This window comes from Martelella sp. K41-7, assembly GCF_055808365.1.
Genome location: NZ_CM147867.1, coordinates 3,305,381 through 3,318,689, shown reverse-complemented (window position 1 = coordinate 3,318,689; position 13,309 = coordinate 3,305,381). Strand labels below are relative to the sequence as shown.

Below are 13,309 nucleotides of genomic sequence, written 5' to 3'. Positions count from 1 at the left end.
TCGAAACGGTCCTGTTTCCGCACAGTCAAGGTAATCATACATGGACAACCCTACCGAAGAACTGGACCGGCTAGGAAACCGCAACGCACAGATGCGCTATATCGCTCTTGCATGCTTGGTCGGCATATTGACCGGAACAGTGGGGTCCGTTTTCCATCTCCTGATTGACCGTCTTCAGACATGGCCTCAGCTTTTGGCCGGGCATCTCGATGGCATAATGCTTGTGGGGGCAGCCGCGCTCATCACGATGGCAACCACAGTGCTGGCCGTGTTTACCGTTCGCCGTTATGCGCCCGAGGCGGGCGGCAGCGGTGTTCAGGAAATCGAAGGCGCGATGCAGGGACTGCGCGTGGTGCATTGGCGCCGTGTCCTGCCGGTCAAGTTCTTCGCCGGTATCGCAGCTGTGGCATCCGGACTGGTCCTTGGCCGAGAAGGACCAACGATCCATATCGGGGCTTCGTTTTCTGCGGCGGCAACGGAGTTTTTCAAGGTCAGCGAGACGGAGCGCCGGGGGATGCTCGGCGCCGGGGCCGCCGCCGGGCTTGCCTGTGCTTTTGATGCGCCGCTGGCTGCCATTCTCTTCGTTGTGGAAGAGACACACCGGCAATTTCCCTATACCTTCCGGACGTATATGGGGATCATTGTCGCTGCCGTTCTCGCCACTGTGATGACACAGGTCATCGGAGGAACGGCGCCGGACTTTTCCATGTCCGTTGCAACCCCTGAACTCTGGCTGCTGCCTGCTTTTGTTCTGCTGGGCGGGCTGCTCGGTGTCCTCGGCGTCGGCCTGAACGCCGGCCTCATGTGGACGAGTGCGCTCGCTGCGCGGATCAACGCCCGCCTCTCCTATCTTTTTCCGGCGCTGGTCGGCCTTGTTGTCGGTGCTCTGTTCATTGTCATGCCCTTGTCGGTGACCGGCGGTGAGCACGTCGTGACTTCGCTTGCCAGCCATGGTGCGGGCCTTAAAATGCTGCTGCTGCTGGCGGTGCTGCGGTATCTGACAATGGTGACAAGCTATTCCACCGGAACACCGGGCGGCATTTTTGCCCCGATGCTTGCGCTTTCGATGTGTGCCGGGCTGGCGTTTGGCGGTGTTCTGGAGGGTGTTCTGCCGCATGGCACGATGGCGCCGCTGGCATTTGGCATGGCTGCGATGGGTGGATTGTTTTCAGCCTCTGTGCGTGCGCCTGTTGTCGGCGTGGCGCTGACGCTCGAACTGACAGGTTCGTATACCATGGTGATGCCGCTGATCGTCACCTGCGTGACGGCCAACATGGCGGCCGAATGGATCGGCGGGCGTCCGATCTACGATCAACTGCTTGAAAAGACGCTGAAACAGGCTGGTATAGATCCCGAAGCCAAAGGCAGGGACAGCGTCGGCCTGGCCTGATGCTGGTGCGGCGGCTCACAGCCGTCGCCGCTTCTATGTCAACATCACGATCACGAGGCCGAAAAGCATCAGAACTGTGCTTGAGACCGCATAGCCCACCGAATATCCGATAACCGGGACCTGACTTTCGGCGCGTTCGGTGATCATGTTCAGGGCGGCGGAAGACTTGCGGGCGCCCGCGCAACAGCCGAACAATAGCGCATCGTCGAACCGAAAGATGAATTTTCCGATGTAGATCGTGAGCAGCATGGGAACGACTGCGGCGGCAACACTCCAAAGCAGGAAGGTAAAGCCGAGTTCCTTCAGGCCTGAAATGATACCGGGTGCCGCCATCAGTCCGACCACGGCGATAAACAGGTTGAGGCCGATGGAATTCAAAAACCATGTCGTCGCTTTCGGCACACGTCCGAAAACGGGATGAACAGAACGCAGCCAACCCAAAAACAGACCCGTGAGAAGCACGCCGCCAGCTGTCGAAAGGGTCAGGGGAGCCGGGCCTATTTTCAGCGTTAAAGCCCCGATCAGTGCACCGATCGCAATAGCAGCTGCGATAAAGGCAATATCAGCCCGCTCGGTCTCCCGGTCAAGATAGCCGAATTCCTTTGCAGCCGCGGAGATGTCGGCCGGCCGACCCAGCACCCTGACCACATCACCCCGGTAGAGCCGCGTATCCGCTAGAACGGGAACCGACACCGACATTGCTCCGCGATGAATTGCCGTGAGGAAAATGCCGCGCGTTTCCGGCATGACAGCAAGCTCCTCCAGTGTTTTGTGCTGGATGTCTCTGGCCGTGATCAGAATGTCTGTGCCTTCGACCGGAACGCCGAGCAGTTCGGAATCGTCCACTTCAGGAAGGAGTTGTCGGACTTCGCTCAAAAGGACATGGCGGGAACCGGCGAAGGCGACAACATCTCCGTCTTCGAGCACTAGGTTTGTTGTCGCCTCGAGTATCGCCTCTCCGCGACGCAGGCGGGCGAGGAACAGGCGGTGGTCGCCAAAGAATATTTCGGCCTGCGCGACGGTCAGGCCTGCCAGTGCGGAATCTTTCTCGATACGGTAGGCGCGTGCTACATATTGGTGCCAGGCCGTGCCGAGCCCGCTTCCGGTGTCGTCTCCGCCTGAACGCTTGATATAATTCTGGCACGCCGCCGCCAGTTTTATATTCAACAGTTTCGGTCCGATCACGCCAAGTGTCATCACTGAACAAAATGTGCCGATCACAAAGCTTATCGAAAAGGCGGCGGGGAGTATCTGGAGAGCATGCGCCTTTGCCGTGGCAGCAATCGACGATTGGTCGATCGCAGTCTCCGAAAGCGGAATGGACGGAGAGGATGTTGCCGATCCGGCAAAAAGGCCGGCGGCAACGCCGGGGTCATATCCTGCCAGTTTTGCCACGGCATAGGCGCTAGCAAGGCTGAGCAGGCAGGTGACGAGTGCAAAAAGGGCTTGTTGCAGTCCGCCCGAAAACAAGCCGCGGACAAATTGCGGGCCTGCGCTGTAGCCGACGGCGAAAAGATACAGCGCAAAGAAAATCATCTTTGTCTCAGAGGAGATCGTTAAACCGATCTGCCCGATGACAAGTGCCGTGAGAAGCGTGGCGGTAACCTCTCCGAGCGAAATGCCCCGGTAGTCGATCTTGCCGAGCGGATATCCGATTGCGAGACAGAGAAAAAGCGGAATTTCGACATTGTCGCGAAGTGTGGAGACTAGCCAGTCGGTCATTTCGGGAGCTCATCCATGGTCTCGGTTCCGACATCCACGCCCGCCGCTATGCTCAGAATATGAGGTCGGGCAGGGTGCAGCCAGTCACTGCGCCGTGGGTGGCGTGGAAATCCGGTGGAGAAGTCGGGTAGGCGCTTTGCCGTCGGATATTAGCCGCCGCCATGCCTCGTGAAAACCGTCAAGTCTGACAGTTGGCAAAAGCCCTGGCGAGCCTTTAAACCAAAAAAAAGTATGATGTTTTTATATTGACGTCATACTTTTGGGTAGTAGCCTGCTTACCAATCACATGTCGGAGAGGGTAGATGATGAACAGGAGAGCAGTCGCAAGGCTCGCGGCGACAGCGGCTCTGGTCGCGGGATCTGTTGTGGCCGGTGGACCGGCATTCGCCAAATCGGAACTGATCCTTGCGATCGGTGGGGAGCCTGACAACGGTTATGATCCGCTGCTCGGCTGGGGGCGCTACGGTCACCCACTGTTCCAGTCCACCCTCCTGAAACGCGATGCCGGCCTGAATACCGTGCCGGATCTCGCCACCGACTGGACGCTTTCCGACGACAGGCTGGTCTGGACAATCACATTGCGCCCCGATGTGGTTTTTTCCAACGGTACGCCGCTGACGTCAGACGATGTAGCCTTCACCTTCAACGAGGCGGCATCGGCGGGCGGGGCGCTTGATCTCACCGTGATGGACAGGGCCGAAGCGACCGGCGACCTCACCGTGGAAATCCATCTGAAACGCCCGTGGGTCACGTTTTCGGAGAATTTTTATTCGCTCGGCATCGTTCCTTCCGACAGTTATGGTCATGGCTATGCCCGCAAACCGGTTGGCTCCGGCCCCTTCGCGCTTGTTTCCTGGACGGAGGGCGAACAGCTTATCGTTGAGGCCAATAGCAAATATTATGGCAAGAAACCCGCTTTCGACCGCCTGACCTTCGTGTTCTCCGGCGAGGATACCAGTCTTGCCGCCGCGCGCACCGGTGACGTCGACATGGTTTCCGTGCCGGCGCTGATGGCCGATGACAGCATTCAGGGCTTTCGCAAGATCGTCGTGCCTTCGGTTGATAATCGCGGCCTGTCCTTCCCGACCCCAGAGCCGGGAGAGGTGAATGACGAGGGGCAGCCTGTGGGAAATGCGGTCACCTCCGATCTCGCCATCCGGCGCGCTGTCAATCTCGGTATTGACCGTGAACAGCTTGTCGAGGTGGCGCTGAACGGTTATGGCCGCCCGGCCTATGGCCCGGCCGACGGTCTGCCCTGGTCAAATCCCGATGCGGCAATCCCTTATGATACCGACGCTGCACGTGCCATGCTGGACGAAGCGGGATGGGCACCGGGAACGGACGGCATTCGTGCTCGCGACGGCGTTCGCGCCGCATTCGATATCTATTTCCCGGCGTCCGACTCCGTGCGTCAGGCTCTTGCCATCGTGGTCGGCGAGCAGTTGAAGGCACTCGGTATCGCCGCCCAGCCAATGGGGGTGACATGGGAGCAGATTGGTCGCGTCGATCATCAGGAACCGGTCATGTTCGGCTGGGGCAGCCACAGCCCGGTGGAAGTCTACAGCCTCTATAGTTCCGCCTGGGGCGGCATCGATTTCTATAATCCCGGGTATTTTTCCGACAGCACTGTCGATCGTCATTTTACGGATGCCCAGCAATCCGAAAGTCTGGAGCGCTCCTATCCGCACTGGCAGGCAGCCGAATGGGACGGCGAGACAGGGTTTTCGGCACGTGGCCTGGCCGGTTGGGCCTGGCTCGTCAATCTTGAACACGTCTATTTCGCGAATGATTGCCTTGATGTGGGCGAAACCCAGATCGAACCACACGGGCATGGCTGGCCGATCACGGCAATGATCGAACAATGGACATGGACGTGTGACTGAACTTCCCCTGCATTCTGTGGCAATCGCACTGACAAGGCGTCTGGGGCGGCTCGTCGCCGTTCTGGTTGTGGTTGCAGCGGTGGCCTTCACGCTCGCGAAGTTGTCTCCGATCGATCCCGTCAATGCTTATCTCGGGATCGATATCGCACGCGTGGGACCGGAGCAGAGGGCATTGATTGCTGCGCGCTGGGGGCTGGATCAGCCACCACTTGCGCAGTTCATCCATTGGGCCGGGAACCTGCTTCGCGGTGATCTCGGCTATTCGATGATTTACAATGCCCCCGTGGCCGAAGTCATTGCCAGCCGGTTCTGGGTGTCGCTGCCGCTTGTCGGGCTGGCCTGGCTTTTTTCCGGTGTGCTCGGCTTTACGCTGGGTGTGATCGCCGGTGCCCGCTCAGGCTCTCTTGTTGATCGCGTCATCAGGCTTTACGCCTATGCTCTGGCATCCGCTCCGACGTTCTGGATCGCGATATTGCTGCTGATCATCTTTGCCGTTCAGCTTGGCTGGGCGCCGGTGTGCTGTGCCGGGCCTCTCGGCGTGGTGCCGGGCGATGTCACCTTTGCCGACCGGCTGCGCCATCTTGCCTTGCCATTGACCGCGCTGACACTTTTCGGCGTTTCGCAGATCGCACTTCATACCCGGGCCAAGATCATCGAAATCCTGCAGCTCGACGCCGCCCTTTATGCCCGCGCGCAAGGGGCGGGAAAATGGGATGTCGTTTTGAGGCACGGCGCCCGCAACGCGGCGCTGCCAGCCATCACCATCCTTTTCGCTTCGCTCGGGGAATTGTTTGGCGGGTCGATCCTGGCGGAGCAGGTTTTCGCCTATCCGGGGCTGGGGCAGGCCGCCGTTTCCGCCGGCATCAAGGGCGATGTTCCGCTGCTTCTCGCCGTTACGCTTTTTCTCACGCTGTTCGTATCGGTCGGCAACATGATCGCCGACATGCTCTATCGTCTGGTCGATCCGCGGATCCGTGATGGTGCGCTTTCGGAAGGAGGCCGACATGGTTGAACTCGAACAACGCCATAGCCTTGAGCCTCTGGTTCTGCCACGCATGGGCAACAGGATCTGGACCCTTGCCGCTGCGCTCAGCGGCATTGTGTTGATACTGCTGATACCGGTGGCATCTGCTCTCATGGGGCAGGCCGGCATCGCGCCGGATTTTGCCGCGCGACTGCTACCGCCCGACTGGGCGCACTGGTTCGGAACCGACCAGATGGGGCACGATCTTCTGGCGCGCACGATCAAGGGGCTTCGGACAAGTCTCCTGGTGGGGCTGCTTGCCTCATGCTGCTCCGTTCTGATCGCCACTGTTCTTGCCCTCGTCGCAACGGCTGGCGGTCGGTGGGCCGATGCGCTCGTGTCGCTTCTGGTGGACGCGACGATCGGGCTTCCGCATCTGGTGCTCCTCATCCTGATCTGTTTTGCGCTGGGCGGCGGGCCTGTCGCGGTAACGGTCGCCGTGGCGCTCACCCACTGGCCGCGGCTGACCCGCATCCTGCGTGCCGAAGTCCTGCAGATCAGACAGGCCGACTATGTCGTCTCCGCACGGCATTTCGGCAAGTCCTGGGTGGCGATCACATTCACGCATATTCTGCCCCAGATCCTGCCGCAAATGCTGGTCGGCCTCGTGCTGATGTTTCCGCACGCCATCCTGCATGAAGCCAGCCTGACCTTTCTGGGCTTCGGCCTCGACCCGACCCGGCCGGCCATCGGTGTGATGCTCTCCGACTCGATGCGTTACCTGACGGCAGGCAAGTGGTGGCTTGGTCTGTTTCCCGGCCTGTGTCTGCTGCTGCTCGTGCTCAGTTTCGATGCCGTGGGCAATGGTGTGCGTCTCATCCTCAACCCCCGGACGTCCCAGACATGACACTGCTTTCCTTCAACGACGTCGATCTCTCATTCAGCCGCTATGATGGACTGCTGACGGCGCGGGAAATACCGATCCTCAAACGCATCAGTTTTTCATTGAAGTGCGGTGAGGTGGTTGCGCTGATCGGCGCGTCCGGCGGCGGCAAGAGCCTGATTGCCCATGCGCTGTTCGGCATCCTGCCGCCCAATGCCCTGATACGGGGCGATATCCGTTTCGACGGGCAGCGCGTCGATGATGGCAGTCGCCCGTCTCTGCTCGGGCGGCGCATGGCACTGGTTCCGCAATCTATCAGTCATCTCGACCCGCTGGCGCGCTGCTTTCAGCAATTGCGCTGGGCGGCGCGGCGCGCGGGATTGCGGGTCAATGATGCCGCGCTTGTGGCGATGCTGACGCATTTCGGGCTGGATGCGCGTGCAGCACAGGCCTTTCCCCATCAGCTTTCCGGTGGCATGGCGCGCCGTATGCTGATGGCCATCGCGACAGTTGGAAACCCGGACCTGATTGTCGCCGACGAGCCGACCAGTGGCCTTGACGACGACAATGCGGCGATCGTTCTTTCAAAGCTCAAGAGTATGGCGGATGCCGGAAAGGGTGTACTGCTGATCACGCATTCTCTGGCGACCGCGCTTGCCTATGCCGACAGTGTCTGTCTTGTCCGGCAAGGTAGGGTGGAGGGCGTGGAACGCGCCGAAGCTTTTGAAGGTTGCGGGCAGGGACTGAGCTCCGATTATGCGCGTGCTCTCTGGCATGCGCTGCCGCAGAACGGCTTCCGGGTGACCGGCGATGCTTGAGGCACAGAATATCTGCTTTCGCTATCGTGCAAAATCACCGGTCCTTGATTCGGTCGACCTGGCCGTTCACCCCGGTGAGATTATCGGACTGACAGGCCCGTCCGGGGCGGGGAAATCGACACTTGGCCGCATCCTTGCCGGTCATTACCAGCCGGCCTCGGGCCGCATTCTCGTCGATGGCATCTTCCACCCGCCAGGCTTCAATCCGGTCCAGTATCTTCATCAGTCACCGGTGTTTGCCGTTGATCCGCGCTGGACTATCGGAAGGATCATCTCGGAGGCTTGGCAGCCCGATGAGACGTTGAGGCAGGCATTCGGCGTTTCGCCCGCATGGTTTGATCGCTATCCCCACGAAATTTCGGGCGGTGAACTGCAACGTGTCGCGCTTTTGAGAGCCTTTGCCCCGCAAACCCGGTATCTCATTGCCGACGAGATCTCCGCGCAACTCGACCCGCTGACTCAGGCGCAGATATGGTCCGTGTTGCTCAAGCAGGCCGAAAGCCGCCGCCTTGGCGTTCTCGTCATCAGCCATGACATGCCGCTTCTGCGCCGGGTTGCGCAGCGCATCGTGACCATTTGAAATGGTGACACAGCGATCACCGGTTGGCGAAGCCGGACAATGCGGTTATCCAGAGAGATTGCCATGTGCGAAAAGGCCGGCGATGTCCTGAACGGCTTGAAGCAAAGGAAATGTGCCATGCAGCGGATAACCGTTACCCTCGATGACGATCTTATGGAGATGCTGGACAAGGTCGTCGGCGAGCGTGGGTATAACAACCGTTCGGAAGCCGTTCGCGATCTGACGCGGGCGGGCCTGCAGCAAACCCTCGTGAACGCGGGCGAGGTTGAAAACAGTATCGGCGTGCTGAGTTACGTCTACGATCACAAGGCGCGTGATCTGGCGCGGCGGCTGACCAACACATTTCATCATGATCACGGGCTGTCGGTCGTCAGCACCCATGTTCATCTCGATCACGACCGCTGCCTCGAAGTCAGCATCTTGCGGGGGCGGCCCGAGGAGGTGAAGCGCCTCGCCGACCACGTGACGACCGAACGCCACGTGGTGCATGGCAGGCTGGTACTCATCCCCTGGGACGGAGATGAGCATCAAGAGGGAGATCCGGCCGGGTGAGCCAGCGTTTCGCGCCGGAGGGTCCGGCTGTCACGATCCCGGCAGTCGGCGGGAAAGGTGTCTGAGCCTTCCCCGTTGCAACGCTTGGGGATCAGCGTCGCTTTTGCCGGGGCTCCGGGCGGGCCAGAAGCCAGCCAGCCCAAACAAGATAAGCCAGAATTACAATCATCAGGATGGCCCGCCCCGGATAGGGGTTGATCCGGTCATCACGGATATTGACCTGTGGTGTGAGTGCCGCGGCCCGGCGCAGATAAGGGTCCACCGCCGCATGCAGTCCGAGATTACGGTTGATGGCTTCGATATTCCTGTCCTGCAGCGGCCTCGGTTCGTCGAAAAACGCATTCGGACCCTGTTGGCCGATCACAAAGCGATCGGATGCGGCAGGACCGAACAGGATGAGCTGCGTCGACAGCGTTCTGATCGGACGGTCAATGCCGGGATAGGTGTCACCGTTGATCTGCGCCTCACGCATGACCGGCAGTACGAGCCGGGCAGGGCTCTGCCACCAGCCATCGGCGTTGACAAGCGTGATGTCATCTGTACTCGCGAGGAGATCAACGAGGTCCACACGGCCGGGAACCGCAAACATCACGGCGCTTTCCGCCGTTCCGCTGCGCAGGGCCTCAGCCGCCGTCTGTGCGCTTTCGTCAGCCAGCGGCAGCACCGTTGCATCAGCCTCGCCCGCCTTGGCGATGACACTTGCCAGCCTGTGCGAGGCCGAGCCTTCAGGACCCGAGGCGATCGTGCGGGCATCAACGGGTGCCACCGGCTGTTCGGAAAGGGTCAAGGCGTGCAGAAAGGTCGAACCTATGGCGGCTACTGCCTCGAAGCGGTCGTCGCGCACCATCCTGCCGCTTTCTGCCGTGAAGCCTGAAACCGCAGGCGAAAGCGCCAGCCGGGCGGCTCCCGCTGCCAATGCCTCGAGCGGCACATTCTCGGGCAACAGATTGACATCGCGGCCACGCATGGATTTGCGCACGGCACGCAGCGTTTCAATACCGGCGTCGGTGCCGAGGGTTTCAGGCGCCATCGCGATGCCGAGAACGGGGGTGCGTTCACGCGGCATCCTGTCAACGAGGCCCAGATCGTAAAGCGCTTGCCGGGCCACACGGTTTACGGGGCGGCCATCCAGACGCACCGCCGCGTTGAGCGATCGCATCATGGCATCGTCGATCCTGCCGGAAAGTTCCTCCAGAATGATTGCGATTTCAGGAGAGCGTTCGAGGGCGACCTCCGATGCGAGCGGCGCAGCCTCGTAGACCGGGAAGAAGCCGGTTGTATCTTCAAGCTGGAAAAGGTCGTAGTCGGCAATCTCTGGATCGGTCGAAAGACCGACGATCACATCGACGCGTCTTTCAACAAGCGCATCATAAAGCCCTTCCCGATCGGCCTCGGTAAAGATGGACACATCATCAAAGACAAGGCCGAAGCGATCCAGAAACGGCTCGAGCCCGTCGCGCGGTCGCTCGGCAAAGGATTGGGTAACGCCCAGCCGCAGGCGATAATCCGGTCTGGCGAGATCGGCTAAGGTTTCCAGATTGTCTGCTGCGGCGACCGCAGAACTTGTCAGCACAACGTAGCCGGTTTCAAAGCCCAGACGGTCGAGCATGACCAGCCCATGTTGAGAAAGTCCGTCAGACACGACTGCAAAGGCTTCATCGGCATCGCCGATGCGCGGCGAACCCATGAAAGCCAGCGCGGTTCCGGTATATTCGGGGTATAGGTCGATGTCGCTGTCTATCAGCGCCTGAAAGACGACACCTGTGGATCCGAGCGCAGGCATGCGTTTGACCTGCATCCCCTGTTCTTCCAGAAGCAGCGCAAACATTTCCGCCAGTATCCGGCTTTCGACCAGATCTTTCGAGCCGATTTTCACCGGTTGTGAGGAGCAGCCGGCAAGGAGGATGACGAGAAGAATGGAAAATAAAGCTCTCATGACGGCACCTCGCCGGTCTTGTTCTCAAGCGTTGGTGTCGACTGGCGTGACGGGTCATGCCGCAGTCGTCTGAGAAAACTGACGATTTGCAGGATCAGTATGGCCGAAAACGGTATAGCGCCGAGGGTCGACATGGCCCGGGCAACATCGACAGAGCCGGCCAGAAGCGTTGCCCCTGTAATCACCGCAACGATGCTGCCCCAGACGATCTTGGCTGTCGCGGGTGGGTTCAGATTGCCGTTGGTCGTCATCATCGAGAGCACAAAAGTGCCGCTGTCGGCAGAGGTGACCAGGAAAATCACGATCAGCAGCAGCGCACCGATACTGAGCACCCATGGGAACGGGAAATAATCGAGGAAAGTAAACAGGGCGGCGGCGACATCCTGCGTGATCACCGAGGCCAGCCCGCCGGGACCATACATCTCGACATAGATCCCCGCGCCGCCGAAGACGGCGAACCAGAATACCGAAAATACGGTCGGAATCAGGATGACACCCATACAGAATTCACGGATTGTCCGGCCGCGTGAAATGCGGGCAATGAACACGCCGACAAACGGCCCCCACGCCAGCCACCAGATCAGATAAGTCAGCGTCCAGTTGGCGGACCATTCGGTGAGACCTTCAAACGGGAACAGTCGGAAAGACATGTTGACGAATTGCGAGATATAAGAGCCGAGCGTGGTGACAAAGGTCTCCATAATGAAGGCTGTCGGTCCGAAAATCAGGATGAACGCCATCAGGGCGAGACCCAGACCCATGTTGATGTCGGAAAGCAGTTTCATGCCCTTTTCGACGCCGGTCAGCGTCGAGATCATGTACATGACGAAAAGACCGACAAGGACCGCGAGGGAAACCGCGGTGATGGCTGGAACATCGAACAGCGCCGTGAGGCCGGAACGCACCTGAAGAGCGCCCATGGCGAGCGAACCGGCGAGCCCGAAAACTACGGCAACAACACCCAGTACATCGGCCGTGGTTGCGGCGATTTCCGAAGTGCGGCCGTGGAACAGGCCACGCAAAGGGGTTGAAATCAGCGGTGGCTTGTCCAGCCGGAAGGTGAAATAGGCAATCACAAGTGCACAAACGCCATAGATCGACCAAGCGTGCAGACCCCAGTGCAGATTGGTAATGACCAGCGCCTGTCTGGCGGCCTCGGCGGAACCTCCGACGCCCACGGGCGGGTTTTCGAAATGGGTAACCGGTTCGGCAACGCCCCAGAACAGAAGGCCCGCTCCCATGCCGCCGGCAAAAAGCATGGCAATCCACGACGCGTAGGAGAACTCGGGCTTTTCATCATCCTTGCCCAAGCGGATTGATCCATAGGGACCGAAGGCGAGAAAGGCGGCGAGGATGACAAAGCTGGAGCACAATGCCAGCCACCACCAGCTTGCCCCCACCATGAAATAGCTGGTGAAACCGAGAACACTGGCCGCCATTTGGTCCGGTGCAACGACACCCCATGCCCCGATCGGCAAACAGAGGAGAAGTGAAATGATGACAACCTTGTTGAACTGCACGACTTATCGGCCCCCGAACTATTTCGCCTTTGCAACTCATTGATGAATCGCAAGTCCTGTCCCCAGCTTGTCCATCATGATAGCAAGCTCATGTCAATTCATGCGCGGTAGGCGTGTATATCTTTTCAATACATGTGGAAACGACCGGTGAACCGGCGGCTAATCTGTGGCAGCGGGTCCGCCATACTGCTTTTCAGCGTTTGTAAAAGAGGTGACATGGAAGCCGAGTTCCGAACCGCTGCGTCACACGCGGCACGGCGTTCGCCAGGTTTGTGGCCGTCTTTCCGGCCTTGAATAGGTAATGGAAGAAGTTTCGCAAGTGTGGCGGCACGGTTTTGTCGCACGGTGCCCTTTGGACCACGCACGATGCAGAAACCGGGCAATGTCAGCGGCTGATATGTTCCCGGGATCATCGATTTCTTCAGGGAAGCGGAAGTCGAGAACTGCCCTGCGAACCGCCAGCTATCGATATCATGCGTTCGCTCAATCCCGGTTGACGGCGCAGTTAGCCTTCATAGGCCGCCCGCAAAGCCTGCCGTGCGGCCTTTTCTGATGATAGAACCAGACTGGTCAGGCAATTTGGTCAGCCCCGCGTCGTGGTGACGGACAAGCGTGGCAGTTATATTAAGCCTATACAGACTATCGCTCCCAATGCCGACCATCGTGCCCATAAAGGTTTGAACAACAGAATTGAAAATTCACACCGTCTTAGCCGAGAACGTGAGAAAATCATGGGGCGGTTTAAATCACCGCGTCAGGCGCAACGGTTCTTGTCTGCCCACGATCAAATCAACACGATTTTCCGTCTCCGCCGTCACAACCTCACCGCTATCTCATACCGACATGCAAGGGCAAAGACTTTCTACCTATGGACCGAATACACCGCAGAAATGATGGCTTGAAAAATCAAGCGAAAGGCCTTCAATTTGTCAGGCCCAAACAACTTGGCAATGCCCGTCAGAGCAGTCCAAGCCCTTTTCCATTGGCCTGCCGTTGATTTATAGAAAATCGATGGCAGAAAACCCTTGACCCTTGCGGCGGACTTCCTTGCCATTGATCGA

General features: G+C 59.3%; 10 protein-coding genes and 1 pseudogene. 8 read left to right on the top strand and 3 right to left on the bottom strand.

The features are described from left to right. Window positions 1-40 precede the first annotated feature (40 nt). Window positions 41-1,390 (top strand): H(+)/Cl(-) exchange transporter ClcA, encoded by a 1,350-nt coding sequence (gene clcA / locus AC0L7L_RS15770; RefSeq protein ID WP_473509991.1) that lies wholly within the window; start codon window positions 41-43, stop codon window positions 1,388-1,390. 33 nt (window positions 1,391-1,423) lie between these two features. Here clcA and aspT read toward each other — a convergent pair whose 3' ends face one another. Then, window positions 1,424-3,112 carry an aspartate-alanine antiporter gene (gene aspT, locus AC0L7L_RS15765; RefSeq protein ID WP_473509989.1) on the bottom strand — a complete coding sequence of 563 codons (1,689 nt, stop codon included), beginning with the start codon at window positions 3,110-3,112 and terminating at the stop codon, window positions 1,424-1,426. A 302-nt stretch (window positions 3,113-3,414) separates the two neighbouring features. On the opposite strand from aspT, the gene AC0L7L_RS15760 reads away from it, so the two are divergent. From AC0L7L_RS15760 to nikR, 6 genes are all read left to right on the top strand, one after another. After that, complete coding sequence (locus AC0L7L_RS15760; protein ID WP_473509987.1) at window positions 3,415-4,995, top strand: ABC transporter substrate-binding protein; 1,581 nt, start codon at window positions 3,415-3,417, stop codon at window positions 4,993-4,995. After that, window positions 4,988-6,007 (top strand): ABC transporter permease, encoded by a 1,020-nt coding sequence (locus tag AC0L7L_RS15755; RefSeq protein ID WP_473509985.1) that lies wholly within the window; start codon window positions 4,988-4,990, stop codon window positions 6,005-6,007. The genes AC0L7L_RS15760 and AC0L7L_RS15755 overlap by 8 nt, the downstream gene beginning before the upstream one ends. Next, complete coding sequence (locus AC0L7L_RS15750; protein WP_272212970.1) at window positions 6,000-6,866, top strand: ABC transporter permease; 867 nt, start codon at window positions 6,000-6,002, stop codon at window positions 6,864-6,866. Before AC0L7L_RS15755 ends, AC0L7L_RS15750 begins: the two co-directional genes overlap by 8 nt. Then, on the top strand, window positions 6,863-7,660 hold the full coding sequence (locus tag AC0L7L_RS15745) for an ATP-binding cassette domain-containing protein (protein WP_272212969.1): 798 nt from the start codon (window positions 6,863-6,865) through the stop codon (window positions 7,658-7,660). The genes AC0L7L_RS15750 and AC0L7L_RS15745 overlap by 4 nt, the downstream gene beginning before the upstream one ends. Further along, window positions 7,653-8,240 (top strand): ABC transporter ATP-binding protein, encoded by a 588-nt coding sequence (locus tag AC0L7L_RS15740; protein WP_272212968.1) that lies wholly within the window; start codon window positions 7,653-7,655, stop codon window positions 8,238-8,240. Before AC0L7L_RS15745 ends, AC0L7L_RS15740 begins: the two co-directional genes overlap by 8 nt. Window positions 8,241-8,357: 117 nt before the next feature. After that, window positions 8,358-8,792 (top strand): nickel-responsive transcriptional regulator NikR, encoded by a 435-nt coding sequence (nikR, locus tag AC0L7L_RS15735; RefSeq protein ID WP_473513963.1) that lies wholly within the window; start codon window positions 8,358-8,360, stop codon window positions 8,790-8,792. A gap of 91 nt (window positions 8,793-8,883) precedes the next feature. Here nikR and AC0L7L_RS15730 read toward each other — a convergent pair whose 3' ends face one another. Together AC0L7L_RS15730 and AC0L7L_RS15725 are read right to left on the bottom strand one after the other, a co-directional pair. Then, a complete protein-coding gene (locus tag AC0L7L_RS15730) occupies window positions 8,884-10,728 on the bottom strand; it encodes a glycine betaine ABC transporter substrate-binding protein (protein WP_473509982.1) in 1,845 nt (614 codons plus the stop codon). Further along, complete coding sequence (locus tag AC0L7L_RS15725) at window positions 10,725-12,248, bottom strand: BCCT family transporter (RefSeq protein ID WP_272212966.1); 1,524 nt, start codon at window positions 12,246-12,248, stop codon at window positions 10,725-10,727. Before AC0L7L_RS15725 ends, AC0L7L_RS15730 begins: the two co-directional genes overlap by 4 nt. A gap of 563 nt (window positions 12,249-12,811) precedes the next feature. Between AC0L7L_RS15725 and AC0L7L_RS15720 the strand changes: the two are divergent. Continuing rightward, a pseudogene (locus AC0L7L_RS15720) lies at window positions 12,812-13,150 on the top strand (DDE-type integrase/transposase/recombinase); the annotation flags it as partial. Window positions 13,151-13,309 lie beyond the last annotated feature (159 nt).